This window comes from Erythrobacter sp. S267 (assembly GCF_057365045.1).
This window is the reverse complement of record NZ_CP200298.1, coordinates 105,397-131,257: the sequence shown is the minus strand read 5'-3', so window position 1 is coordinate 131,257 and position 25,861 is coordinate 105,397. Positions and strand designations below refer to the sequence as shown.

Genomic DNA, 25,861 nt, shown 5'->3' with positions numbered 1-25,861 from the left:
CGGGCGGGACGAACCAGCGCGATGAAGCGCCTTTTCACCAATATGGGCTGGCTGCTCGGCGGACGCGGGATCAACGCGGTGCTGAGCCTTGTCTATCTCGCACTGGCGACGCGGACCTTGGGGCTGGAAGGCTTCGGCTATTTCGCCGCCATCGTCGCTTTGGGCCAAGCGGTAACGGGCCTCGCCAACTTCCAGACCTGGCAGTTCATCGTGCGTTGGGGCGCAAATGGGGAGAGTGGCAAGGACGGCAACGTGCGCGATGCGACCGGCTTTGCGATTGCGCTCGATTCCCTCTCCGTCGTGATGGGCACTGCCTTTGCTGCTCTGCTGGTGTGGAGCGCGCCTTACTGGCTGCCCCTGCCAGAGGAGCTTTACGCGCTGACCTTTGCCTATTGCGTGATCTCGCTGCTGACGATCCGCACCACGCCGACGGGCATTCTGCGCCTGCGTTTCAAATTCCCCTCCGCCACCGCTGCCGAGGCCGTGCAGCCGATCATCCGCGCGGCCGGAGCCGTGCTGGCGGTGCTCTATATGCCGACGGTCATGGGCTTTATCCTCGCCTTTGCAGCCGCCGAAGTCGCGGTCGCCATTGCCCTTTGGATAGCGGCGGCGCGGACCGAACGGATCGCGCTTAGCGCCTACAGCTTCACCCGCATTCCGGCGAAACACGCCGATGCCTGGGCGTTCGTGTGGTCGACCAACATGTCGGGCAGCCTCACCATTGCGGGCAAGCAAGTGATGATCCTGCTGGTCGGTACCTTCGGCGGCGCGGCTTTGCTGGGCGGTTTCCGAGTCGCGAGCCAGCTGGGTCAGGCGCTCGTCAGCTTGGCACAGACCGTCTCCAAAGCGATCCTGCCAGAGCTGGTCCATGCCAAGGAAGACGCGCTCTCCATCGCGCGGCGCATGGCCAATATCGCGCTGATCGGCGGCGTAATCGCGGTGCTGATCGCGCTGTTCTTTGGCCGCTGGGGGCTGGAGATTCTGGCCGGAGAAGAGTTCCGCGGCTTCTACTGGGCGATGGTGATCCTCGCGATTGCCGGCGCGGTTGAGCTGGTGGGCGCGAGCCTTGAATCGCTGCTCGTCTCCGCCGGGCGCGCAGGCACTGCCTTCATCGTGCGCGCGGTGCCGACTGTGCTGGCGCTGCTGCTGCTCGACACCGCGATTGACTGGAACGGCACCAAGGGCGCAGCTCTCGCGGTGCTGGGGTCAAGCTCGCTCGCGGTGATCGGCTTCTACGTCGCGATCCTCAACCTGTCGGAGATCAGCATCAAGGTGAAGCAGGACAAGAATGCCCCGCTCCCCGATGATCCAGAGGCTTCCGTGCCTGCCCGAAAGGGCTGATTACTCCGCTTCAGGCGGGCTCCACCGCAACTTCGGCTTGCGCGCTGCCAGCGTTTCGTCCAGCCGCCGTCGCGGGGCGTAGTACGGAGCCTGCTTGAGGCTCTCATCCCCCGCCACAGCGCGTTCAACCAGTGATCGCATCGCGGTGACGAACTGGTCGATGGAGGCTTTGCTTTCCGTCTCAGTCGGCTCGACCAACATCGCGCCGTGGACGACCAGCGGGAAATAGACCGTCATCGGGTGATAGCCTTCGTCAATCAGCCCTTTCGCAAGGTCGAGCGTCGAAAGCCCGCCGCCAAAGTCCTTATCGCCAAACAGAGCCTCGTGCATGCACGGGCCGCTTTCGGCAAAGGGTGCGTGGAGCACGTCCTCGAGTTCGCGCAGGACGTAGTTCGCGTTGAGCACCGCGTCCTCGGCCACTTGCTTCAGACCATCCGCACCGTGGCTGAGCATATAGGTCAAAGCGCGGGTGAACATGCCCATCTGGCCGTGGAAAGCGGTCATCCGGCCAAAGGTCTCACCGCGATCTTCCTGCCGCGCTTCCTCTTCGACCAGCTCGAAAGTGGCGCCTGCCCCGGACTCCGATCCGGGGTCGTCGTGTTTGCGAACAAAGGGCAGCGGAGCGAAAGGGGCGAGCGCTTCGGAGAAGACCACCGGGCCAGAGCCGGGACCGCCACCGCCATGCGGGGTGGAGAAGGTCTTGTGAAGGTTGATGTGCATCGCATCGACGCCAAGGTCACCGGGGCGCACGCGGCCAACGATGGCGTTGAAGTTCGCACCGTCGCAATAGACGTAGCCGCCCGCTGCGTGGACCGCATCGGCGATTTCACGGAAGTCCTTCTCGAACAATCCGCAGGTGTTGGGATTGGTGATCATGACCGCTGCTACATCGGGGCCAAGGCGAGCTTTGAGCGCCGCCGTATCCACGCGGCCTTCGGGCGTCGCGGGGATGTCTTCGACGCGGTAATTGGCGAAGGCGGCAGTCGCAGGGTTGGTCCCGTGCGCGCTTTCCGGCACCAGCACCACCTCGCGCGCATCCCCGCGGGCTTCGTGAGCGGCACGGATCGCGAGGATCCCGCACAGCTCACCATGCGCGCCCGCCTTGGGACTCATCGCGACGCTGGGCATGCCGGTGAGCTTGCACAGCCACTCACCCAGTTGGTGGATGACTTCGAGCGCGCCTTGCACGCTTTGAACAGGCGCAAGCGGGTGGATGTCTGCAAAACCGGGCAGGCGCGCCATCTTTTCATTAAGGCGCGGATTGTGCTTCATCGTGCAAGAGCCGAGCGGGAAGAAGCCCAGATCAATGCCGTAATTCTGGCGGGAGAGGCGGGTATAGTGACGCACTGTCTCCGGCTCAGTCAGACCGACAAGGCCGATGGGTTCCTCACGCGTCAGACCACCGAGGCGGGTCGCGGCATTCTCATCAACGTCTGGCAGATCGACGCCGGTTGTCTCGGCATGGCCGATCTCAAACAGCAGCGGCTCTTCGAGCATCAGACCGCGATTGCCGGTGGTGGTTTCAGGGCCGATCACAGTGCCATCTTCGGCGACCTGCATTTGCGGCTTCCAGCCGGATTGGTTCGGAGCGTTCATTGTGCGGTCTCCTTGATGCAGGCTTCGAGCTCTCGGGCGAGAGTCTCGATATCGTCGTCGGTCGTGGTCTCTGTGACAGCGACCAGAAGAGCGTTTTCCAGCGCCTCAACGCCCGGATAGAGCCGCCCGAGCGACACGCCGCCCAGCACGCCTCTGTCAGCCAGATCGCGGACAATCTCCCTCGCGGGCTTGCTGTCGATCAGCACGGTAAATTCGTTGAAGAAGGCGTTGTTGAGCAGGGTCACTCCCGGCACTTGGGCGAGCCGGTCGGCTGTCTTGCAGGCGAGGCGATGGTTCTCCGCCGCCAACTGCCGCAAGCCCTTTTCCCCCAACAGCGTCATATGCGTGGTGAAGGCGAGCGCGCACAGGCCGGAATTGGTGCAGATGTTCGACGTCGCCTTTTCGCGCCGGATATGCTGCTCGCGGGTCGAGAGCGTCAGGACGAAACCTCGCTTGCCCTCTGCATCGACTGTCTCTCCGCACAGACGTCCGGGCATCTGGCGCACGTGCTTGGGATCGCGCACGGCGAAGAGGCCAAGGTAAGGCCCGCCGAATTGAAGGCCGACGCCAATCGCCTGCCCCTCGCCCACGACGATATCCGCGCCCATCTCACCCGGAGATTTGATCGCGCCCAGCGCCACAGGCTCCGTGTTCACCACCACCAGCAGAGCGCCCTTGGCATGGGCGGCCTCAGCGACTTCGGAGAGGTCACTGATCCGGCCAAGGATGTCGGGATATTGGACCACGACGCAAGCGGTGTCCTCGTCGATGCGAGCGGTGAGGCCCGCAATGTCCGGCTCGGGCTGGATCGCGGGCGCGCTGTCGGCAATCACGTCGCCGGTGAAATGCGCCATGGTCTTCACGACTTGGCTGTAATGCGGGTGGAGCGCGCCAGAGAGCACAGCGCGGCTCTTGCGCGTCACGCGGGTCGCCATCGCCACCGCCTCCCAACACGCGGTCGAGCCGTCATAAAGCGAGGCATTCGCCACCGCGCAGCCATAGAGGTTTGCAACCTGCGTCTGGAACTCAAACAGCATTTGCAGCGTGCCCTGAGCGATCTCGGGCTGATAGGGCGTGTAGGCGGTCAGGAACTCACCGCGCTGGATCACTGTGTCGACGCTCGCCGGGATATGGTGGCGATAGGCCCCTGCGCCCAGGAAAAAGGGCGTGCCATCGGCTGACAGGTTTTTGCCCGCCAGCGCCTTCATATGCCGCTCCACCGCCATCTCGCTCGCATGCATCGGTAGGTCGCGGATCGGCCCATCAAGCTGCGCCACGGCGGGGACATCGACGAACAGATCATCGATCGATTCCGCGCCGATCTTCGCCAGCATGTCGGAACGGTCAGTGTCAGTGAGAGGTAGGTAACGCATCTCTACTCCTTTTCCCCTCCCGCCTGCGGGAGGGGCAGTGAGACTTGGCAGCTTGCTGCCTTAGTCGCAGCGGGGTGGGCCCACCCCCGACCCCTCCCGCAAGCGGGAGGGGAGTTAAAACTAAAGCCCGTCTACAAACGCCTTGTAGGCCTTGTCGTCCATCAGCCCCTCCAATTCGGAGGCATCGCCGATGGTCATGCGGAAGAACCAGCCTTCTTCCTCAGGGCTTGAATTGACGAGAGCGGGATCTTCTTCGAGCGCTTCATTGCCCTCGGTCACTTCGCCGCTGATCGGCGCGTAGACGTCGCTAGCCGCTTTCACACTCTCGACCACAGCCGCATCGCCGCCCTTGTCGAGCATCGTGCCGACGCTGGGCAGTTCGACGAAGACGATGTCGCCCAATTGCTCTTGCGCGTAGTCGGTGATCCCGACCGTGGCGCTTTCGCCCTCAACATCGATCCATTCATGTTCGTCGGTAAAGTATCGCGGCATTGATCAATTTCCCCTGAGATAGCGATGTGGAACAAAGGGCATGGCAGTTACGGTTGCCGGCAGCTCGCGGGTGCGAACTTTGCAGGTGAGTTTTTTGCCTTCAGCGGCGTGGGCGGTGTCGACGTAAGCCATGGCGATGGGCTGCCCAAGCGTGGGCGAGAAACCGCCGCTGGTGACGGTGCCGACAAGCGCGTCTCCGGCGTACACTTCCGCCCCTTCGCGTGCGGGCATCCGGCCTTCGAGTGTCAGGCCAATGCGGCGCTGTTTGAGCGTGCCCGCCTCGGCATCGGCGAGCCTTGCAGCGACCGCCTTGTGACCGTGATAGCCGCCCGCCTCGCGGCGCTTTTTGGAGAGTGCAAAGGTCAGGTCCGCACTCACCGGATCGGTGTTGATCGTCAGGTCATGGCCATAGAGCGGCAGACCCGCCTCCAGCCGCAGTGAATCCCGTGCGCCCAGCCCTGCTGGCTCCACGCGGTCATCGGCGATCAGCGCATTGGCGAGCTCTTCGACGCGGGTCTCATGCACCGCAATCTCGAACCCGTCCTCGCCGGTATAGCCTGCGCGTGAGACCCAGAGATGCGCTCCGTTCCACTCAAACAGACCCGCCGTCATGAAGGTCAGCGCGCCTGTGCCAGGGATCAGCGCCTCTAGCACTTCGCCTGCCTTCGGCCCCTGCAAAGCAAGCAGCGCGAAGTCGTCGAAATGGGTCATCGTCACATCGTCATGCAGATGTTCGCGCAGGTGGGCGATGTCGTCCCACTTGCACGCGCCGTTGACGACCAGAGCCAAGTGAGGCCCGGTATTCGTGACCATCAGATCGTCGATGATCCCGCCAGCCTCCGTCAGCAGCATCGAATACCGCATCTTGCCGGGTTTCAGGTTGCTGATCGCGCCGGGGAGCAGCTTTTCCAGCTCACGCGCGGCAAGATCGGGATCGTCCGCAGGCGATTTCAACGCCAATTGGCCCATATGCGAGACATCGAACAGGCTGGCGGAGTTCCGCGTCCAATTGTGCTCGGCAACGATACCGCCGCCATGGCTCACGCCCTCGCCCGCATATTGGATCGGCATTTCATAGCCCGCAAACGGAACCATGCGCGCGCCGTTTGCACGGTGCCACGCATCGAGCGGGAGCTTGCCCAGCTCTTGGCCCAGCTCCTCGACCACTTCCGGCTCGTCTTGTGTAATCGTATCGCTCAAATCATCGGTCCCCGTACAGGAGCATCAACGCCTCAAACCAAGGCATCGTTCCTGCCCCCTCTGTCGGGTGAACCTGAGAGCTTAGCCAGCGGTGCTTTCGCGGTCCGCAGCCTTCCCCTTCGGTGGCCTCGAACAGAAATTCGAGACGCTTTCCAGAGTGCCCATATTCATCGCGCGGTCCATTTGCCTGAGAGTTTCCGGGGCGGTTGCTCCTTCGGCGCCAGATCGGGGCGAGCCCCGCACCAGTCTCTCCCGCGAAAGACGCCAGAATCACTTCTGGTAGGCGGCACCCATGTTGCGGATGCGAAATGGCGCGTCAATCCGGGGACGACGCCAAAATGAGCTACAGTGGAAAAGAAATGTGCGCCTGCGTGCGCCTGAGCAGCTTAATCGGTCGCCGAGACGCCGAACCGCGCACAATCGCCAGCCAGATGGGTGTATTCGTCGCCCAGCTCTTCGCGCACTTTAAGCCGCGCGCACCAGCCATCGGACACGTTGGCTTTCAACGTCGAGAGCACCACCCGATCCCGCTCACCGACGCTCGTCTCACCGCTGTGGCGGGAGGTGTTGCCGGTGAACAGTTCAATGGTGAACGCAACCCTTTGCGGAGCGCGTGAATAGGCGACCACATCGATTGAGACGCTGCCGTCGCCCTCTTTGACGTCCAATGCGACGGCTCCAGCCTCAGCGGCTTGCTGTCCATTCCCAGCAGACACAGGCTCGTCTCCGCCCACTACGAGCACCGCCGCGAGGGCACACAGGCCAAGACATATTCCATGGATCGCGCGCATATCATTCTCCGCTCAAGAACCGCCAAATTGCTGGACAATCGCATTGACCAGCGCCTGTGTCTCAGGCGAGAGGTCTCCGGCGGGATCGCCCTCGCCTGCGCCGCTCTCCGCGTCTGCCCCAACGCCCTGCTGGGCCAAGGCGACCGAGGCGATGGCTTGGTCGGAGAAATCCTCCGCCTGGCCAGAGCCGCGCGCAAGCCGCGAAATCGCCGCTTCGAGGGTCGCGACCCGCTCCGCATCGAACCGCCCGCCGAGCAATGTGTCTTCCGCTGAGCCTTCGTCGCGGGCGGTGCGGAATTCAGCCGAGCGGGTTTCAATCCGCCCATCGCACAGGGCCTTGATCGCAGGGATATTTGAGCTGCGGTCGCAAATGTCGGTGCCTTCGACAGCTTCCAGCAGCACTTGTCGCTCAGCCGGGGTCAGCTGCGCCAAAGCGCGGGCGGAATCGCCATCGGAAAGCTGGGTCGTGGCAGGAGCGCCCTCGCCCCCTTGAGAGAGCTGCGTGACCTCTTCATCGGCACCAGCGCGAGGTTCAAGCTGTTGCTGCTGCGCCGCGCGCGCTGCTTCGACTTTTTGGGGTGTGATCTGCTCGGTCAGATAGACCGGCGATGTGTCATCGCGCGTCTGGCTGATGAAAGCGCTTTCCTCGCGCGGGACTTGGTTGGGATTGGTGTCATCGGGTGCGTCTTGCGCAGCGACCGCGCTCGGCACAGCAAGGGCCACCGCCAAAAGCGCCAGTAGAGGCCGCTTAGCCCCCATTGGTCTGGAGGATGAACATCGCCTGCCCGCCGGTCTGTTCAACCGTAATGTCCGACAGGTCCGATCCGTCCTGCACCCACTCAAGCCGATTGCCCGAGTTCAATTGCGAGGCGGTCATGGTGTTGTTGTCACCGTTCTGGATCAGGCGCGCCTGATTGTCCGAGCCGTCCTGAATGAGGCCGATTGAATTGCCCGCGCCCGACTGAACGATCTCTGCCGCGCTGCCAATCGCGCTGTTGTCGCGCTGGGCGAGCAGGACCGAATTGCTGTCACCGGTTTGAGCGATCGTTGCAATGGCCTGTCCATTGCCGCTCTGCCCGACTTGCGCTTCATTGCCATTGCCGTCCTGTTCGATGACGGCGATATGCGCGCCAGCATCCTCTTGCGTGACGCCGGCTGTGTTGCCGTCGCCGTCCTGGCGGATGACGGATTTCTGAGTGTTTGAGCTTTGCGTGGCCGAGGCCGTGTTGCCGCTGCCAATCTGCTCAACGAAGACGTTGCTGTTTTCGGTCGCTGGCTCTTCAATCGGCGCGAAGGTCTGCGCAGCGGCAGGTACGGCTAGGGCCACACTGGCTGCGAGAACTGCGCTGGTGGCGCTGAAAGAGGCGATGCGTCGAAACATGGTGCTGGTAGTTACCTTACACGATTAGAATGCGCCGGGCGAGCCCACTGCCCGCCCGGCGCATCTATGGTCAGCGTTTGATCACTGATTGACAGTGGCAGAGTTGCCCATGCCAGATTGCGTGATGGCGGAGCTGTTACCATTCGTGAGCTGGTTCACGAGAGCAGTGTTGCTGCTGCCATCCTGCGACACGGTGCTGCTGTTGCCGTCACCAAACTGCAGCACATCAGCGCTGTTTCCGCCACCTGCGGTCAGAGAGTTCTGATCAATCGTGCTGGTGTTGTTCGATCCATCCTGCGCGGAGAAGGCGATGTTGCCGTCACCGCCAAGACCGGCGCCACCGACGAGGCCCTGATTGATAGTGGAGGCATTGCCGGTGCCATTGGCTTGGCCAATATCCGCCTCATTGCCGTCGCTGTTCTGCGAGATGCTAGCAACGTCGCCATCGCCGATCTGCAAAATGAATGCGTCGCTGCCGCTGCCACCGAATGCGCCCTGATCGACACTCGCGAAATTGTCGGAGCTGATGCCGTTCTGGTCAATCAACGAGATCTGATTTGCGCCGCCCTGAACACTCAAAGCAACATTGTTATCGCCTTCCTGGCGGATGATCGAATTGGCGTTTGTTGCATCAGCCACTACGCCCCCGACCACAGAGGTGTCGCCTTGCGTTGCTGCAGCAAAGTTGTTGATGCCGTTGCCGCCGCCCTGATTGAGTTCTGCGAAACTGCCGACAGAATTGGTCTGGAAGACCTCTGCGGTGGAGACTTGGGTGGAGAACTGATTAATGACAGCGTTGTTGGCATCCGACGTGCCATCTTGCGTCACATCAGCGAACGATCCGGTCGAGCCTGCACCCTGCGTGATGAAGGCGGTGTTCGAACCGGTCGCAACCTGATCGATGTCAGCAAAGTTGCCGGTTGTGCCGATATCCGTCTGAACCACATCAGCGTCGTTGCCGTCGCCAACTTGGTCGATCTCGGATGTGTTGCCGCCCGTCTGGGTGACGTCAGCGGCGTTGCTGTTGCCAGTCTGGTTGATGGTTGAGCTGTTTTGCGCATGGGCCGGAGCGGCCAATGCAAAAGCAATCAGCGATGCACCTGTAAGGATTGTCTTCTTCATGATTTCGTCCTCTTCTCTATCTTCAAATTCGTGTGTTCAATGTCTGGTCTGGGAAAGCGTGATTACGGCCCCTGGGTCACGGTGGCGGTGTTGCCGTCGCCATTTTGCGTGACAAAGGAAGCGTCAAAATCGCCGGTCTGCATGATGGTGGCGATGTTGCCGTCAGAACCCGCGCCCTGCGTCACTTCGGACCGGTTGTCGTTGCCCATCTGTAGGACATCGGCGAGGTTGTTCTCACCGGGCTGATCGACGCTGGCAAAGTTGTTGTTGCCGGTCTGTGCGATCAGAGCAGTGTTGTCTTCGTTGCCGCTACCCGAAGCGCCGTTGCCCTGCGTATCGACCCGTGCTTCGTTAAAATCGCCGATCTGGTCGATGTCGACAAAGTTGCGCTCATTGATCTGGCGCGAGAAGGCGATGTTGTCATTGCCTTGCTGGGTGACGAACACTTCGTTGTCGTCATCCAGCGGGCCACTCAGGTTGAGCCCCTGCTGCACGTTGGAAGAGTTGCGATTACCCGTCTGGATAATCGTCGCTTCCTGATTGTCAGAAATGTCGCCTTGCAGAACGTTGGAGAAGTTCTCCTCACCCGACTGCGTCACGAAGGCATCGCTGTTCGATGCATTCTGCGTAATGATCGAGGTGTTGCCGATAGCGCCAGTAAAGTTCGACTGGATCACCGCGGCGTTCTGGTTGTTGTCAAACTGCTGAGTGATCGTGCTGCTGTTGGCATCGCCCAACTGGTCGAGATCAATCGTCCCGTCCCGGTTCGCCTGCGTAATCGTCGAGAAGTTGCCGTTGCCGTCCTGAAAGACGTCAGCCGCGTTATCGGTATCGGACTGATTGACGACAGAGCTGTTGTCGAAGCCGCCCTGGATCAGGTCGAGCTCCATTTCGATACCCGATTGCGACACGCTCGATGCGTTGCCATCGCCGCGCTGGAACGAATTGACCCGCTGGTCAAAGCCATCCTGCGTCACCGTGCTTGCGCTGGTGTTGGGGTTAAGTGAGCCAAGATCAATGCCATCCTGCTCAATCGTGACGCTGCTGCTGTCAGCGCCCTGTGTCACGGCTGATGTGCCATCCACGCCGATCTGATCGACCGTCACGGAGCTGCTCGTCCCGGTCTGCGTCACCGTGCTGGAATTGTCCTGCGCCATCGCGGGCGACGCAACCGCCAGCGCCCCGACCGCTGCACCGGTCAAAAGGCTTCTCATTCTTATAGTCGCACTCATAACAAGTGTCTCCTCACCATGGCCCCGTTTCCCCACACCAACAACGCATGCTGCTGAGCGAACGAGCCCCCAAGATATTTGTCAGCTTCCCGAAGACAGGCTCCGAAAAACTCTGGTTTGCGACCCTTGGCTCCCGTGCGCCTATTCGTTTTATGTGCAGCGCCAGGAGGTATTGTTATCTGCGCGGCTGGCTAGGACCCTTCGTCCTCGCCATCTTCGCTTTCGACCACGGTCAGTGCGGTAAGAGAGCCTGCGCGCTCCACCGCTTTCTGCACATCGTGTGCGTCGTAAATCCCATCTCGCTCAGCGCGGTAATTGCTCATCAAGGCCTCCGCACCGGCCATGTCGTCAAATCGCCAAAGGCCCAGATCCACCCCTTCCAAGACGAGGCCATAGACCGCCTTTTCAATCGCTTGCTGCAGCGCGACCTGATCCGGCTCGTTCGAGGTGATCCCGGCTTCAGCTTCCAGCAATTCGCGGAAGGCGACGAAGCGATAAGCGCTGGCGCCGATGGCTTGGCTGGCGATGGTCTTGGAGGTTTGGATGTTGGCCAGCACTTCGCCGGTCCGCACCGAAACTGCGCGCAGGTAAACCGTGACGGTGTCCTGGCGATATTCGGTCCGCGCCCCGATGCCGAGGAAGGCTGCGCCTGCCCCGCCGGTCACGGTGTTGGTGTCATAGCCGACGATCCCGCCTTCCAGCAGCACGCCTGCAAACAGCAGAGCGGGCAGCGCGTTGGGATCAACTTGCTCCTCACCCAGATAACGCCGACGCATCTCACCGATGATCTGACGCTCTTTCAGAAGGTTATCGAGCCGTTCGCGCTCCACCACAGTGAACCACTGACGGTCGCCTGCATCCTGCAACGCTTTGACGAGGATCGAGCCCGCCCCTTGCGTCACAGCGCGCGATAGGGTTTGCCCAGTGTTGGTAGGGCGGAACTGGCCGGTCTGATCCGAGAATCCATAGACCGCAATCGCCACCTGTCGCTGCGGTGCGGGCAGCTGCTTCAGCAAGTTCTGCGTCTGCGTCTGTTTCGGGAAATAGGCGAGGCTGGTCGTCTCCGGCAGGAAATCACGGCCATCGCTTGGAATTGACATGCAGCCGCCCAGCATCGCCGAAGCAGCAGCAAGCGCGCTCACCCGAGCAGCAGTCTTCCCCCAAAGACCCATCAATTCACCTCTACGAACAGAGGGATAACGATGCGGGTTTCTTCGCCAGTGTCATCATCGCGGATAATCAGCGTTACCTCATCAAGGCCGCGGAAGAATTCGATGGTCTGGCCGCCAAAAGTGATCGTGCCTTGCTCTTGCGGATTTTCACCAAAGATCGCGTCGACGATCTGGGATGAGAGTGCAGAGAGCAGCCGCGATTCAAGTTGGCGCGAAAAGATGCTCGACTGATCGTTGCGGTCGATCGCATCGGGATCAGTGGTCTTGTTCTGCGCATTGGCAGTGCCAAGAATATGGTTGGAATTGAAAGGGTTGCCGCCAAAAGTCGGGCTAATCGGCTGGTGAACCAAATCCTGCGCCAAAGCAGGCGTCGCGGTCATGCACAGGCCAAGCGCCACAGCGGTCGCTGACAATACTTTCATGACAATTTCCCCCCTGCCCAGACGGGCAGCTCTACACCACGGTTAACATTTCGCTTGGTGTTACTACGTAGTCAAAGGGGAAGAGTCGAGCGGATTCATTTCCATCCGTCGCATTTTGGCGAGTAATTCCAACGATCAGAGCGGATTTTGCGACGAGTTGTTTCACTCTGAGACGCTTGCCTCACAGGTTCGGGCGAAGCCACCGCTCAGCTGTCTGGAGATCCACTCCGCGCCGCTTGGCATAGTCCTCCAATTGGTCGCGCCCGATCTTGGCGACGCCGAAATATTGCGCCTCCGGATGGCCGAAATAGAACCCGCTGACCGCCGCTGTCGGCCACATCGCAAAGCTCTCAGTCAAAGACAGCCCGACATTCGCCTCCGCCTCCAGCAGCTCAAACAGGATCGGTTTCAGCGAGTGGTCGGGGCATGCTGGATAGCCCGGCGCAGGCCGAATGCCGCGATATTGTTCCTTGATCAGCGCCTGATTGGTGAGCTGCTCGCCCGGAGCATAGCCCCACAGATCGCGGCGCACATGTTCGTGCAGCGCCTCAGCAAAGGCTTCGGCAAAGCGGTCGGCCAGCGCTTTCAGCAAGATGTCGGAATAGTCGTCTTTATCCGCCTGGAAGCGCGCAGAGTGCGGTTCCAGCCCGTGAATGCCGACCGCAAAGCCGCCGATCCAATCGCCATGGGGGTCGATGAAGTCAGCAAGGCACATATTCGCCCGGTCGCGCGATTTCTTGATCTGCTGGCGCAGCATGGGGAGCACGACATGCTCCTCTCGCCGGACGCGGTGGATGGTGATGTCGTCGCCGTCCCGCGCGCACGGCCAGAAACCGGCAACGCCGCGCGCAGTGAGCCATTTCTCTTCGATGATCTGGTCGAGCATCGCATCGGCATCGGCCTTCAAGCTGCGCGCGCTCTCCCCCACCACTTCGTCATCGAGGATCGCGGGGTAATTGCCGTGCAGTTCCCAAGCGCGGAAGAAGGGCGTCCAGTCGATATAGTCGCGCAATTTCTCCAGCGACCAATCGTCGAACACATGCACACCGGGCTTCAGCGGAGGCGCTGGCTTGTCGGACAGATAGGCGTCGTAATAATTCGCCCGCGCCTCTTCGAGGGTGAGCAATTGCTTCTCCGCCTTGCCAGCGCGCGCATCGCGGACTTGGGTGTATTCGTCCGCGACCTCCTCCACAAAGCCATCCCGCTGCGTGTCGGAAAGCAGCTTTGACGCAACGCCCACAGCACGGCTCGCATCGAGCACATGGATCACCGGACCTTCGTAATTGGGGTCGATTTTGAGCGCGGTGTGAACCTTGCTCGTCGTAGCCCCACCGATCAGCAGCGGCATGGTCATGCCGGAACGCTGCATTTCCTCTGCCACCGTCACCATCTCGTCCAAGGACGGCGTGATGAGGCCGGAGAGACCGATCATATCGGCCTTGTTGTCATTCGCGGCTTTCAGGATGTCCTGCCACGGGACCATGACCCCCATATCGATCACGTCATAACCGTTGCACTGCAAGACGACGCCGACGATATTCTTGCCGATATCGTGCACGTCGCCCTTCACGGTCGCCATGATGATCGTGCCTTTGGAACTGCGCTCAGCCTCGGGCAGGAGCTCCTTTTCAGCCTCGATGTAGGGGATCAGGTGGGCGACCGCCTTCTTCATCACGCGCGCGGATTTGACGACTTGGGGCAAGAACATTTTGCCCGAGCCGAACAGGTCGCCGACGACATTCATGCCGTCCATCAACGGGCCTTCGATCACTTCGATAGGCCGCCCGCCTTTGTCGGCGATGGCGGCCCGCGCTTCCTCCGTATCGTCGACCACATGCGCGTCGATGCCTTTGACGAGAGCGTGTTCGAGCCGCCGGGTCACGTCCCAGCCGCGCCATTCCTCTGCCGCCTTCTCATCCGCAACGCTCTTGCCCTTGAAGCTTTCAGCAAGGTCGATCAGCCTCTCGGTCGCATCTTTGCGCCGCATCAGGATCACGTCTTCGCAGGCATCGCGAAGCACCGGGTCAATCGTGTCGTAGACGTCCAACTGCCCCGCATTCACAATCGCCATGTCGAGCCCGGCGGGGATGGCGTGGTAGAGGAACACCGAGTGCATCGCGCGCCGCACCGTCTCATTCCCGCGGAAGGAGAAGGAGAGGTTGGAGAGCCCGCCGCTGGTCTTGGCATGCGGGCATTGCTTTTTGATCTCTTGAACCGCTTCGATGAAGTCGAGGCCGTAGCGATCATGCTCTTCAATGCCAGTGGCGACCGCGAAGATGTTGGGGTCAAAGATGATATCCTCGGGCGGGAAGCCGATCCCGGTGAGGAGGTCATAGGCGCGTTTGCAAATCTCGACCTTGCGGGTCTTGGTGTCGGCCTGACCGGTCTCGTCAAAGGCCATCACGACAACCGCCGCGCCATAGGCCATGCATTTGCGCGCTTGGTCGAGGAAAGACTCCTCGCCCTCCTTCATGCTGATCGAGTTCACAATCGGCTTGCCCGAGACGCATTTGAGCCCTGCTTCGATCACATCCCATTTGGAGCTGTCGATCATCACCGGGACCCGCGCAATGTCAGGCTCCGCTGCGATCAGTTTGAGGAAGGTCGTCATCGCGGCTTCCGCGTCGAGCAAACCTTCATCCATATTGACGTCGATCACCTGCGCGCCGTTCTCGACCTGCTGGCGAGCGACTTCGACAGCGGTCGCATAATCGTCCGCCATGATGAGCTTCTTGAACCGCGCCGAGCCGGTGACATTGGTGCGCTCACCCACATTGATGAAGCGCGCTGAGGAGTTTTGTTGTTCGGTCATTATGCGGCCACCACAAAGGGTTCGAGGCCGGATAGACGCATTGCAACCTCGGGCGTCGGAATGTCGCGCGGGGGCAGCTGCGAAACCGCCTCTGCAATCGCTGCGATATGCTCTGGAGAAGACCCGCAGCAGCCGCCAACAATATTCACCTGGCCTTGTTCCGCCCATTGACGCACCAGCGTCGCTGTCGTCTCAGGCAGCTCGTCATATTCGCCCAGCTCATTGGGCAGGCCTGCGTTCGGATAGGCCATTATCAGCGTATCAGCGATGCCGGAGAGCGATTGGACATGCGGGCGCAGCTGGTCCGCGCCGAAGCTGCAATTGAGGCCGATGGTCGCAGGCTTGGCGTGGCGCACCGCGTACCAGAACGCCTCCACCGTGTGGCCCGAAAGGTTGCGGCCCGAAAGGTCGGTGAGGGTCATGGAGATCATCACCGGCACTTCGCGTCCGAGGTCAGCTTCGAGCTGCTTGACTGCCATGATCCCGGCTTTCGCGTTGAGCGTGTCGAACACCGTCTCGATCAGGATGAAGTCGCAGCCGCCTTCGATCAGGGCCGCCGCCTGTTCCTTGTAGACAGCGGTCAGCTCGTCAAAATCGATCTCGCGAAAGCCGGGGTCTTCGACATCGGGGCTTAGCGAGAGCGTCTTGTTGGTCGGACCGATGGCGCCTGCGACAAAGCGGGGCCTCTTTATCCCTTTGGCCGCATCCTTGGCCTCATACTCATCCGCCAGCTCGCGTGCGATCTTGCCGCTGGCGATGTTGATCGCGCGCACCTGATCTTCTGCCGCGTAATCGGCTTGGCTGATCGAGTTCGCAGAGAAGGTGTTGGTCGAGATCACGTCCGATCCCGCGTCCAGATAGGCGCGCGTGATGTCGCGGATGACATCGGGCCGGGTCAAAGCAAGGATGTCATTATTGCCCTTTTGGTCGGCATTTAGACCCAGCGAACCGGCATAGTCCTCCTCCGACAGCTTGCGCTCCTGAATCTGCGTCCCGAACGCGCCGTCGAAAATCAGCACGCGGTCCTTGGCCGCTTCATTTAACCGCTCGCGGGCGCTCATGCGGCGTCTCCGATGGGACGCTTCCCGAGCATATGGCAGATCGCATAGCTCAGCTCTGCGCGGTTCAGCGTGTAGAAGTGGAACTGCCGCACGCCGCCTGCATAAAGCTTGCGGCACAGCTCAGCCGCGATAGTCGCGCTGACCAGCTGGCGCGCTTCGGGGCGTTCGTCGAGGCCTTCGAACAGCCCCTCCATCCAAGCCGGGATCGCGGTTCCGCACAGCCCGCTCATCCGTTGAACTGCTGCAAAGCTCATCACCGGCATGATGCCCGGCACGATCTCGGCGTCGATGCCAGCCGCAGCAGCCTCGTCACGGAAACGGAAGAAGCATTCCGGATCAAAGAAGAACTGCGTGATCGCGCGGTCTGCGCCTGCGTCGAATTTCGCTTTGAGGTTGGCGATGTCGGTTTGCGCATCGGGGCTGTCGGGGTGAACCTCCGGATAGGCGGCGACCGAAATCTCGAAATCGGCGACTTGCTTGAGGCCCGCAATCAGCTCAACCGCATTGGCATAGCCGCCGGGATGGGGCGTGTAGGCTCCACCATCGGGAGCATCGCCGCGCAGAGCGACGATGTGGCGGATGCCTTCGTCCCAATAATGCTGCGCGACCGCGTTCACCTCTTCCTTCGTCGCGTTGACGCAGGTGAGGTGCGCGGCGGCGGGGATCTTCGCTTCATTCTGGATGCGCACGACCTGTTCATGCGTGCGCTCCCGCGTCGAGCCGCCCGCGCCATAGGTGACCGAGACAAAGCGCGGCCCCAGCGGCCCCAGCATCGCAACCGAGTTCCACAAAGTCTCCGACATCTTCTCGCTCTTTGGCGGGAAGAATTCGAAACTGATCGCAATGTCGCCGGGCAAGCCGGAGAACAGGGGCGCATCGGTTGCGGTGCGCGCTTCGTGAAGTTGGTCGAGGGTCGGGGCCATGATTTCGTTTCAGGTCAGGGGTTGTTGGGAGAGGAAACTCGGGTAGCGATCCAGAATCTTGACCACCAGCTCTCCGCCTTCAAGCGCGATTGGGTCCGCAGCGGAGAAACCCGCTTGGGTGAGAAGCTCCGCCATCTGGCCATCGGAGAAGCCGAGGCGTGTGTGCTGGTGGCGGCTGCGCAATTCCTCACGGTCATGCGCGGCGAAGTCGACAATCGCGATCCGCCCGCCGTGGCTGATGACGCGCGCCGCTTCGGCAAGCGGCTGAGCGGGATCGGGCGCGAAGTGGAGGACTTGGTGGAACAGGACTGTGTCCACCGCCCCCTCGCCAAAGGGCAGGTCGGTGAAGTCGCCTTGGACAATGTCGATCTGGGGGCTGGAGAGGTGCTGCAATTTCGCCCGCGCCACTTTGAGCATTTCGAGGTTGCGGTCGAGCGCGGTGATCCGCTCGGCTGTTTCCGCAAACAGCTCCGCCATGCGGCCCGTGCCGGTGCCCACGTCGAGCAAGTGTCCGATGGGCGCGGTGGAGAGCGCCTTGGCAAGCGCCGCTTCCACCTCAGCCTCAGGCGTGTGGAGCGCGCGTAGCTCGTCCCATTCACCAGCGTGGCGGGCGAAATATTCACCGGCATTGCTCTCCCGCGCGGCGCGAATTGCGGCAAGCTTGCGTCGGTCGTCAGCGCATTGGGCGGCAAAGTCGGGATTCTGCTCCTCTGCAATGGCGAGCAGCTGGTCGAGCGCTGCGAGAACTGGTCCCGCAGCTTCGCCCGTCATGGTTGCGCGCAGGAACACCCAGCTCCCTTCGCGCCGCCGCTCTGCCAGACCTGCATCGCACAGAATGCCGACATGGCGCGAGACGCGCGGCTGGCTTTGGCCCAGCACCTGCGCCAGCTCACCCACCGCCAATTCCATAGCGGAAAGCAGCCGCGCAATGCGGAGGCGTGTGGGGTCGGCGAGCGCCTTGAAGAGAGTGTCGATAGCCATGGGATCAGTGTTCTATCGCAAGGATATAAAGATATTTTTATATGTGTAAATGGGGATCGTACTGGTGCTTATGCACCGATATGGTACCGCCACCTGAAACTTTCAGAAAGGCGTGATGCGTGAAACTCGGCTGCTGTTACTTTCCCGAACATTGGCCAGAAGAGACTTGGGCCGACGATGCGCGCCGGATGCGCGAAATGGGGCTGAGCCTTGTTCGGATCGGCGAGTTTGCGTGGAGCCGGATCGAGCCGGAGCCGGGACGCTTCAATTGGGGCTGGCTTGACCGCGCGATTGAGGTGCTTCACGCCGAGGGCCTGAAGGTCATCCTCTGCACCCCCACCGCCACGCCGCCCAAATGGCTGGTCGACCGTATGCCCGACATGGTCGCGGTGGACGCAGACGGGAACCCGCGCGGTTTCGGATCGCGGCGGCACTATGACTTCAGCCATCAGGGCTATCGCAAAGAGTCGCGCCGCATCACCACTGCCTTGGCTGAGCGCTATGGCGAGCATCCCGCGATCACCGCCTGGCAGACCGACAATGAATATGGCTGCCACGACACGGTGCTGAGTTTCTCGCCAGCCGCAGCGAGCGGTTTTCGCAAGTGGCTCGCCCAGCGCTACAGCGACATTGGCGCGCTCAACCGCGCTTGGGGCAATGTCTTCTGGTCGATGGAATATCGCTTCTTCGATGAGATTGATCCGCCCAACCTCACTGTGACCGAAGCCAACCCGGCGCATTGGCTCGATTATCGCCGATACGCCTCTTCCATGGTGGCCGAGTTCAACCGTGAGCAGGTGGAAATCCTGCGCCGCCACTCTCCGGGCCGCGATATCACGCACAACTTCATGGGCTTCTTCACCGAGTTCGACCATTTCGACGTCGGGCGCGATCTGGATGTGGCGACGTGGGACAGCTATCCGCTCGGCTTTCTGGAGCAGTTCTGGTTCTCCGCAGAGGAAAAACACGCCTATCTGCGGCAGGGCCATCCCGACATCGCCGCTTTCCACCACGACCTCTACCGCGCCTGTTCGAATGGCCGCTGGGGCGTCATGGAGCAGCAGCCGGGGCCGGTAAACTGGGCGCGTTTCAATCCCGCTCCGCTGCCCGGAATGGTCAATCTCTGGACCCTGGAAGCGATGGCGCATGGGGCTGAGTTCACGAGCTATTTCCGCTGGCGTCAGGCGCCATTTGCGCAGGAGCAGATGCATGCAGGATTGCTCCGCCCCGACAGCGCCGATGCACCGGCAGCGGATGAGGCGCGTCAGGCGGCGGCAGTGATTGCTGAGATCGGCGAGCAGGAAACGAGCCAAGCCCCGGTTGCGCTCGTCTTCTCCTATGAGGCGGCGTGGATTTGCGGGATCCAGCCGCAGGGCAAGAGCTTCCGCTATTTGGAGCTGGCGTTTGAGTGGTATTCGGCGTTGCGCCGCAAGGGACTAAACGTCGATTTTGTCGAGCCGGGCAAGCCGCTGGAGGGCTACAAGGCGGTGGTCGTCCCCACCCTTCCCCATGCGGAGGACGCCTTTGTCGAGAATTTGCGAGACCTCACCTGCCCCGTCCTCATTGGCCCGCGCACAGGCAGCAAGACGCACAGCTTCTGCATCCCCGATGGCCTTCCGCCCGGAGACGCGCTGCGTTCCCTCATCCCCATCACCGTCACCCGCGTCGAAAGCCTTCGCGATGGCGAGGTGGAGAGCGGCGGCGACTGGACCATCTCACGCTGGCGGGAGGATGTGGAGAGCGCTCTGGAACCGGAACTGGCGCTGGAAGACGGTCGAGGGATTGTGTTTGCCTCGGGCAACGTGCGCTACGTCGCGGCATGGCCCGACCGCTCGCTGCTAGACCTATTGGTGGCGCGGATCGCAGGGGAGGCAGACCTCCCCCTCACCGACCTGCCCGAAGGTGTGCGGATGCGGCGGACGAGCTCCCACCTCTTCACCTTCAACTATGCGAGCGAGCCGCGCTTTGTGCAGGCGCTGGGCGAGACGATTGACCCCGCAGGCGTTTCGGTTACGGCGCTTTAGTTATGAGGGAGAGCAAAACCTACGCCATCATCGGCTGCGGCATGATGGGCCGTGAACATATGCGCAATCTCGCGCTGGTCGATGGTGCCGAACTGGTCGCGATTGCCGATCCGGATGCAGACTCGCGCGAAGCTGCCAAGATACAGGCCGATGCGCTGGGCCAGACGGTCCAACTGTTCGACGACGCGTATGAAATGATGGCGCGGGTCAAGCCTGATGCCGTCATCATCGCCTCGCCCAACTTCACCCATTTTGACATCGCCCATTCGGTGATGGTGACGGGCGCTGCCATCCTGCTCGAAAAACCGATGTGCACGAGCGTTGAGGATGCAAGCGTGCTGGCCACTGCGGCGAGCCGTTATGACAACCTCTTCTGGGTGGGTCTCGAGTACCGCTACATGCCGCCGGTCACGCGCTTTATAGAGCGTGTGCATGCGGGCGAAGCGGGCGATATCAAGATGCTGGCGATCCGCGAACACAGATTTCCGTTCTTGGAGAAAGTCGGCGACTGGAACCGCTTCAACCGCAATACGGGCGGGACTTTGGTGGAGAAATGCTGCCACTTCTTTGACCTGATGCGCCACATCTTGCGCGACGAGCCAGTGCGCGTCTTTGCGAGTGGCGGCCAAGACGTGAACCACCTCGACGAAAGCTATGGCGGAGAGACCCCCGACATTATCGACAACGCCTTTGTGCTGGTCGATTTTGCCGGCGGAGCGCGCGCTTGCCTTGACCTGTGCATGTTTGCGGAAGGGTCCGAGCAACAGGAGGAAATCTCCGCCGTTGGCCCCATCGGAAAGCTCGAAGTGAAACTCCCCGTGGGCGAAGTGACATGGTCGCCGCGCTCCGGCACAACCGACAGCGAAGGGCAGCGCATCCCCGGTGCAGAGCGCCCTCAGGTCGAGAGTGTCGCAACCCCGCCCGACGCCCTCGCCGCCGGATCGCATCATGGTGCGACCTTCTTCCAGCAGCGCGACTTTCACGCAGCATTGGTGAGCGGCACAAAGCCACTCATCGACGCGCGCGACGGCTATCGCTCGGTCGTGATGGGAGCGGCTGCGCAGCAGAGCATTGCCACGCGGCAACCGGTCGATATTCATTTTGAGGATGAGGATTAGAAGTGCCTGACACCATGCCCCGCCAAGGCTTTGGCCTCTGGAAAATCCCGCAGGAAACCACCGCTGACACCGTCGTCGAAGCCGTGCGCGCAGGCTATCGCCATTTCGACAGCGCGGCGGACTACGCCAACGAAGTGCAGACTGGAGAGGGCCTCGCCCGCGCCATGGATGAAGGGCTGGTGACGCGCGAGGATCTGTGGGTGACGAGCAAGCTGTGGAACACCTTCCACGCGGCCGAACACGTTGAAGAGGCCTGTCGCAAAACGCTCGCCGACCTCCAACTCGATACTCTCGACCTCTACCTGATCCACTTCCCCATCGCGCTCAAATATGTGCCGATCGCAGAGCGTTATCCGCCCGAATGGATCGCCGACCCGGACGCCGCTGAGCCGGTGATGGAGCGAGCCAATGTGCCGCTGCATGAGACTTGGAGTGCGATGGAAAAGCTCGTCGAAAAGGGCCTCGTGAAGCAAATCGGGGTTTGCAATTACAACTCCGCCCTGATCCACGATCTGATGACCTACGCGCGGATCAAGCCCGCCATGCTCCAGATCGAAGCGCACCCTTATTTGACGCAGGAGAAGCTGATCCGCTGCGCCAATGGCTATGGGATCGACGTGACCGCCTTCTCGCCATTGGGCGCGCAGAGCTATTTTGAGCTCAACATGGCCGAGGCTGGCGAGAGCTTGCTGGGAACAGCGCCTGTGATGGTGGCAGCGCAGGCCCATGGGAAGACGCCTGCGCAAGTGCTGCTCAAGTGGGGCATCCAGCGCGGCACGGCGGTGATCCCGAAAACCACCAAGCCAGAGCGCATGCGCGAGAACCTCGACATCGACGATTTCGAGCTTTCGCCGGTTGAGATGATGGCGATCAATTCGCTCAACCAAAACCGCCGCTTCAACGATCCGGGCGTCTTTGCCGAGGCTGCCTTCAACACGTTCCACCCGATCTATGACTGACATGAGCCAATCTGAGTTTCCAGGCATCATCCCGGGTGGCGGCGATCTCGCCGCGTTCCTCTCCGCCAACAAGGCTGCCGTGGATGCAGCCCTCGCCGATGCGGGCGCGCTGTTGTTTCGCGGGTTTGATGTGGGCGACCCGCTCGCCTTTGACGCGGCGGTTGAGGGGTATGGGGAGGCTGGCTTCACTTACGAAGACTCGCTCAGCAATGCGGTGCGCACCAATGTCACACCGCGCGTCTTCACAGCCAACGAAGCGCCGCCAGAAACGGAGATTTTCCTCCATCACGAAATGGCGCAAACGCCGCTCTACCCGTCCAAACTGTTCTTCTATTGCGAAATCGCTGCGCAAAGCGGAGGCGCAACACCGCTATGCCGGTCCGACTGGGTGCTCGAACGGCTCGCTGCCGAGGCTCCTGAGTTTGTCGCGAGGGTTGAGCGTGAAGGCGTGCGCTACACCAATGTCATGCCGGGCGATGATGATGCAGGCTCCGGCCAAGGGCGCAGTTGGCGCAGCACGCTGAGCGCCGCGACCCGCGAGGAAGCGGAGGCACGCCTCAAACAGCTCGGCTATTCATGGGAGTGGCAAGACGACGGCGCGCTCCGGGCCACGACGCCTGCTTTGCAAGCGGTGCGCGATATTGGGGATGGACGGCGCAGTTTCTTCAACCAGTTGATCGCCGCGTTCAGAGGCTGGGCGGACAGCCGCAACGACCCGAACAAGGCGATCACCTATGGCGATGGCACCCCCATCACCGCCGAGGACATCGCCCCCGCCATCCGCATCGCAGACGCGCTGACCTACGACCTCGCATGGGAGTCCGGAGACGTGGCTCTGATCGACAATTTCGCGGTGATGCACGGACGTCGCCCGTTTGCAGGAAAGCGCCGCGTGCTGGCCAGCCTGATTGGATGATTAGCAGCCGCTGCCCGGCGTGTTGCGGGTCTGCGTTCCGTTGCCATCGCGGCCATTGCAGCCGCTGCCACCCGTCAGATTGCGCAAGCTGCCGTAGCGCGTAAGGCGTGGGCGTGAGTATTGGTGCTTTGGTTGAAGCGTCATGGCGCTCTCCGTAAAAAACTGATCGCACCCCTGTTGCCATGTTTTAACCCACTGGGACCTGACCACAAACAGCCGTTTACGTGATTTTACGTATTGGCGCTCGCTTCAACTCGAACCACGCTCTGCTCGTCGTAAGCTAACAGCCCATAACGCCAGATTGCCCGCCACAATCGCTGCGATCAGCCCTCCGAACAGCGTGCCCGGACCGCCAACCTGCGCCGCTCCGATGGGCGAGAACAGCAGGTAGGTCGCCACCACGCAGCTGAAGAGCGTCACCGCCAGCGGCTTCGCATAGGGCCACGGGGTCATGTCGACTTTGGCGTTGCGGGTGAACTGCCAGTCCTTATCCCTCGGCGCCCAATATCCGCACGCACACATGATGCCGACCTCGATCACGAACAGAATGGCATATTGGTGGATGAAGTGGAGCGTCACCTCCTCCTCAAACACGAAGCGCAGCAAAGCATAGGCGATGACGTGGAAGATGATCGCAATCTTGGCTCCCAGCGCTGGCACGCGGCGAGTGAACAGGCCGACCATCACCACGGCGATTGTCGGGATATTGTAGAAGCCGGTGAACTTGCGGATCAGTTGGAACAGCCCCTCGGGCGCATGGGCGAGCATCGGCGCGATAACGAAGGAGGCAAGCGCGATGACGACGCTGGCAATCTTGGCGATGCGGACCAGCTCTACGTCCGAGACTTTGCGCTTCATCGCCGGCGCATAGACATCGAGCGCGAAAAGCGTCGCCGCTGAATTGAGCAACGAGTTGAACGAGGACAGCACCGCACCCAGCAGCACGGCCAGGAAAAACCCGCTCATCCAAAGCGGCAGCACATCGCGGATCAGCCGCGCATAGGCCTGATCCATATCGGTGAGGCCTGCGCCATAGAGATGGAAGGCGATGACGCCCGGCAACATCATCATGAAGGGCACAAGGATCTTGAAGAAGCCGGAGAACAGCACGCCCTTCTGCCCCTCCGCCAGGCTCTTTGCGCCCAATGTCCGCTGGATCACATATTGATTGGTGCACCAGTAAAAGAGGTTGGCGAAGATCATGCCGGTGAACAGCGTGCCGAAGGGGGTCGGGTCATCCGCGCCGCCGATCGCATTGAGCTTTTCGGGATGTTCGGCGGTGAGCTGAGCAAGGCCTGCGCCAAAGTCGCCTCCTCCCAGCGCAATCAGCCCGAAGACCGGCACGGCGATGCCGATGATGAGCAGGCCGATGCCGTTGAGCGTATCGGACACCGCCACCGCCCGCAGGCCGCCGAAGATAGCATAGACCGACCCGATCACGCCGATCAGCACCACCATCGCGACCAGCGCGTCGAACTCGGCGAGACCCGTCAGCGCAGGCACATCGAACAAAGCGATCACGGTCAGGCTGCCCGCGTAAAGCACGCTCGGGATCGTCACGAGGCCATAACCGAGCATGAACAGCACCACCGACATTCGCCGCACGCCCGCATCAAAGCGGTCGTTCAGGAATTGCGGCAGAGTGGTGAAGGCTCCAGCGAGATATTTCGGCAGAAAAATCAGCGCCATGGCAATGGTCGCGACCGCCGCTGTCACCTCCCACCCCATGCTCGACATGTTAAAGCGATAGGCCGATCCGTTGAGGCCCGTGAGCTGCTCTGCCGAAAGGTTGGTGAGGAGCAAGGAGCCTGCAATAAACGTCGCGCCCAGGCCTCTCCCTGCGAGGAAATAGCCCTCCTTCGTCTCCGTCGTGCCGCGCGTTTTGTACCAGCTGACGAGGCCGACCAGCGCCATGAAGAAGACGCAAGTGACGAGGGTGAAGAGGAGATTTGCGCCGCTCAAGCGTTGCCGTCCAGCAGGTCGATATAGTGATCGGAGAGGTGATCCTGCCCAAACTCTGGCGTCAGTCCTTCGCTGTATTCGCCGGTTGCGGGGTCGAGCACCAGCATGCTCTCAGTCGCGTAATACTTGGCGATGCGCAGATATTCCGCTTTCTCCGCCAGCCAATCGCGCCCCAGCGGGCTGGTGCGGGCTGCGAAATTGAGCACGCCTCCGATCCGGTCGAGCCATTTCACAGCGATGTATCTCCTGGGCACGGGCTTGCCGAGGATCGCCTCCAACATTTCGTGCTGATCCAACGGAGAGATCGCCGGCCCCGGACCGCCGATGGGCAGGACCCGCCCCCGCCTCTCCGGATCGGTCACGGCAAGGGCGATGAAACGCGCGAGGTCCGCATCCGAGATAGGCTTGCAGCGCGTCAGTTCACCATCGCCGAACATCGCAAATGGCTTGCCCCTGCCGACCTTCTTCACCTGTCCCGACAGCGATTTGAAGAAGGCGGTGGGCCGGATGATCGTGTGCGCAATCTCCGCGTCAATCAGTTCCTTCTCGAACGCCAGCTTGGCGTGCTGGAAAGCCAGTTTGGGCTTCTGGACGCAGATCGCGGAGAGCAGGATGAAGTGCTCTGCTCCGGCCGTAACCGCCGCTCTCAACAGTGTGCAATTCGCCTCGTAATCCACCGCCAGCGCGTCTTTGGGAGAGCCACTGCGCGATGCGATGCAGGAGATTACGGTGTCGGGCTTATGCTCGGCGAGCAACCTTGTGATTGACCCTTGGTAGGACAGGTCTGCGGTGACGATCTGCGCTCCTGCGAGCTCCGCAATCGGCTCGTTAGGAGAGGCACGAAGCAGCGCAAAGACGCGGTGCCCATCGGCAACACAGGCGCGCACCACCGCGCGGCCAATCGTCCCGCTGGCGCCGGCTACGAAAACCGTCTTGCCGCCTGAACTGGAAGTGCCCTCACTCACGGCGCGGACACTAACAGC

At 61.5% G+C, this 25,861-nt stretch carries 23 protein-coding genes and 1 riboswitch; of the genes, 5 read left to right on the top strand and 18 right to left on the bottom strand.

All coding sequences use genetic code 11. The annotated features are described in order from the left end of the window. Positions 1 to 21: 21 nt before the first annotated feature. Positions 22 to 1,341, top strand: coding sequence for a lipopolysaccharide biosynthesis protein (locus tag AC0V6X_RS00585; protein ID WP_486182650.1), 1,320 nt, complete (start codon positions 22 to 24; stop codon positions 1,339 to 1,341). Here AC0V6X_RS00585 and gcvPB read toward each other — a convergent pair whose 3' ends face one another. The 15 genes from gcvPB to AC0V6X_RS00510 all read right to left on the bottom strand — a co-directional run bounded on the left by gcvPB (position 1,342) and on the right by AC0V6X_RS00510 (position 17,899). Beyond that, complete coding sequence (gene gcvPB, locus AC0V6X_RS00580) at positions 1,342 to 2,937, bottom strand: aminomethyl-transferring glycine dehydrogenase subunit GcvPB (protein ID WP_486182649.1); 1,596 nt, start codon at positions 2,935 to 2,937, stop codon at positions 1,342 to 1,344. It abuts the gene before it with no gap. Then, complete coding sequence (gcvPA, locus tag AC0V6X_RS00575; RefSeq protein WP_486182648.1) at positions 2,934 to 4,310, bottom strand: aminomethyl-transferring glycine dehydrogenase subunit GcvPA; 1,377 nt, start codon at positions 4,308 to 4,310, stop codon at positions 2,934 to 2,936. The genes gcvPB and gcvPA overlap by 4 nt, the downstream gene beginning before the upstream one ends. A 120-nt stretch (positions 4,311 to 4,430) precedes the next feature. After that, positions 4,431 to 4,802 carry a glycine cleavage system protein GcvH gene (gene gcvH / locus AC0V6X_RS00570; protein WP_486182647.1) on the bottom strand — a complete coding sequence of 124 codons (372 nt, stop codon included), beginning with the start codon at positions 4,800 to 4,802 and terminating at the stop codon, positions 4,431 to 4,433. A gap of 3 nt (positions 4,803 to 4,805) precedes the next feature. Beyond that, on the bottom strand, positions 4,806 to 6,002 hold the full coding sequence (gene gcvT / locus AC0V6X_RS00565; protein WP_486182646.1) for a glycine cleavage system aminomethyltransferase GcvT: 1,197 nt from the start codon (positions 6,000 to 6,002) through the stop codon (positions 4,806 to 4,808). A 165-nt stretch (positions 6,003 to 6,167) separates the two neighbouring features. Next, positions 6,168 to 6,267: riboswitch (glycine riboswitch) on the bottom strand. 121 nt (positions 6,268 to 6,388) lie between these two features. Continuing rightward, the gene (locus AC0V6X_RS00560; protein WP_486182645.1) at positions 6,389 to 6,793 is read right to left on the bottom strand and encodes a hypothetical protein; all 405 of its coding nucleotides are present in this window, start codon (positions 6,791 to 6,793) and stop codon (positions 6,389 to 6,391) included. Between the two features lie 12 nt (positions 6,794 to 6,805). After that, positions 6,806 to 7,516: a hypothetical protein gene (locus AC0V6X_RS00555; protein WP_486182644.1), complete on the bottom strand. Its 711-nt coding sequence runs from the start codon at positions 7,514 to 7,516 to the stop codon at positions 6,806 to 6,808. 25 nt (positions 7,517 to 7,541) lie between these two features. Further along, on the bottom strand, positions 7,542 to 8,174 hold the full coding sequence (locus AC0V6X_RS00550) for a hypothetical protein (RefSeq protein ID WP_486182643.1): 633 nt from the start codon (positions 8,172 to 8,174) through the stop codon (positions 7,542 to 7,544). A gap of 81 nt (positions 8,175 to 8,255) precedes the next feature. Further along, the gene (locus tag AC0V6X_RS00545; RefSeq protein ID WP_486182642.1) at positions 8,256 to 9,296 is read right to left on the bottom strand and encodes a hypothetical protein; all 1,041 of its coding nucleotides are present in this window, start codon (positions 9,294 to 9,296) and stop codon (positions 8,256 to 8,258) included. 62 nt (positions 9,297 to 9,358) lie between these two features. Next, positions 9,359 to 10,510 carry a hypothetical protein gene (locus AC0V6X_RS00540; protein ID WP_486182641.1) on the bottom strand — a complete coding sequence of 384 codons (1,152 nt, stop codon included), beginning with the start codon at positions 10,508 to 10,510 and terminating at the stop codon, positions 9,359 to 9,361. A gap of 209 nt (positions 10,511 to 10,719) precedes the next feature. Then, positions 10,720 to 11,628: a CsgG/HfaB family protein gene (locus AC0V6X_RS00535; protein ID WP_486182640.1), complete on the bottom strand. Its 909-nt coding sequence runs from the start codon at positions 11,626 to 11,628 to the stop codon at positions 10,720 to 10,722. A gap of 71 nt (positions 11,629 to 11,699) precedes the next feature. Then, positions 11,700 to 12,122, bottom strand: a complete 423-nt coding sequence (locus AC0V6X_RS00530) for a curli assembly protein CsgF (RefSeq protein WP_486182639.1) — start codon at positions 12,120 to 12,122, stop codon at positions 11,700 to 11,702. Positions 12,123 to 12,303: 181 nt separating this feature from the next. Then, the gene (gene metH / locus AC0V6X_RS00525; RefSeq protein ID WP_486182638.1) at positions 12,304 to 14,934 is read right to left on the bottom strand and encodes a methionine synthase; all 2,631 of its coding nucleotides are present in this window, start codon (positions 14,932 to 14,934) and stop codon (positions 12,304 to 12,306) included. After that, positions 14,934 to 15,995, bottom strand: coding sequence for a homocysteine S-methyltransferase family protein (locus AC0V6X_RS00520; RefSeq protein WP_486182637.1), 1,062 nt, complete (start codon positions 15,993 to 15,995; stop codon positions 14,934 to 14,936). The genes metH and AC0V6X_RS00520 overlap by 1 nt, the downstream gene beginning before the upstream one ends. After that, positions 15,992 to 16,918 (bottom strand): methylenetetrahydrofolate reductase, encoded by a 927-nt coding sequence (metF, locus tag AC0V6X_RS00515; RefSeq protein ID WP_486182636.1) that lies wholly within the window; start codon positions 16,916 to 16,918, stop codon positions 15,992 to 15,994. The genes AC0V6X_RS00520 and metF overlap by 4 nt, the downstream gene beginning before the upstream one ends. 9 nt (positions 16,919 to 16,927) lie before the next feature. Continuing rightward, complete coding sequence (locus AC0V6X_RS00510; protein WP_486182635.1) at positions 16,928 to 17,899, bottom strand: ArsR/SmtB family transcription factor; 972 nt, start codon at positions 17,897 to 17,899, stop codon at positions 16,928 to 16,930. Between the two features lie 119 nt (positions 17,900 to 18,018). Between AC0V6X_RS00510 and AC0V6X_RS00505 the strand changes: the two genes are divergently transcribed. The 4 genes from AC0V6X_RS00505 to AC0V6X_RS00490 are packed head-to-tail and all read left to right on the top strand — an operon-like array spanning position 18,019 to position 22,916. Next, on the top strand, positions 18,019 to 19,923 hold the full coding sequence (locus AC0V6X_RS00505) for a beta-galactosidase (RefSeq protein WP_486182634.1): 1,905 nt from the start codon (positions 18,019 to 18,021) through the stop codon (positions 19,921 to 19,923). 2 nt (positions 19,924 to 19,925) lie between these two features. Continuing rightward, positions 19,926 to 21,041 (top strand): Gfo/Idh/MocA family protein, encoded by a 1,116-nt coding sequence (locus AC0V6X_RS00500; protein ID WP_486182633.1) that lies wholly within the window; start codon positions 19,926 to 19,928, stop codon positions 21,039 to 21,041. 2 nt (positions 21,042 to 21,043) lie between these two features. After that, positions 21,044 to 22,000 carry an aldo/keto reductase gene (locus tag AC0V6X_RS00495; protein WP_486182632.1) on the top strand — a complete coding sequence of 319 codons (957 nt, stop codon included), beginning with the start codon at positions 21,044 to 21,046 and terminating at the stop codon, positions 21,998 to 22,000. Then, the gene (locus AC0V6X_RS00490) at positions 21,993 to 22,916 is read left to right on the top strand and encodes a TauD/TfdA family dioxygenase (RefSeq protein WP_486182631.1); all 924 of its coding nucleotides are present in this window, start codon (positions 21,993 to 21,995) and stop codon (positions 22,914 to 22,916) included. Before AC0V6X_RS00495 ends, AC0V6X_RS00490 begins: the two co-directional genes overlap by 8 nt. Here AC0V6X_RS00490 and AC0V6X_RS00485 read toward each other — a convergent pair whose 3' ends face one another. The 3 genes from AC0V6X_RS00485 to AC0V6X_RS00475 form a co-directional block, all read right to left on the bottom strand. Further along, positions 22,917 to 23,060, bottom strand: coding sequence for a lasso RiPP family leader peptide-containing protein (locus tag AC0V6X_RS00485; RefSeq protein ID WP_486182630.1), 144 nt, complete (start codon positions 23,058 to 23,060; stop codon positions 22,917 to 22,919). A 105-nt stretch (positions 23,061 to 23,165) separates the two neighbouring features. Next, a complete protein-coding gene (locus AC0V6X_RS00480; RefSeq protein ID WP_486182629.1) occupies positions 23,166 to 24,878 on the bottom strand; it encodes a solute:sodium symporter family transporter in 1,713 nt (570 codons plus the stop codon). Then, positions 24,875 to 25,843 carry an NAD(P)H-binding protein gene (locus AC0V6X_RS00475; protein ID WP_486182628.1) on the bottom strand — a complete coding sequence of 323 codons (969 nt, stop codon included), beginning with the start codon at positions 25,841 to 25,843 and terminating at the stop codon, positions 24,875 to 24,877. Before AC0V6X_RS00475 ends, AC0V6X_RS00480 begins: the two co-directional genes overlap by 4 nt. Positions 25,844 to 25,861 lie beyond the last annotated feature (18 nt).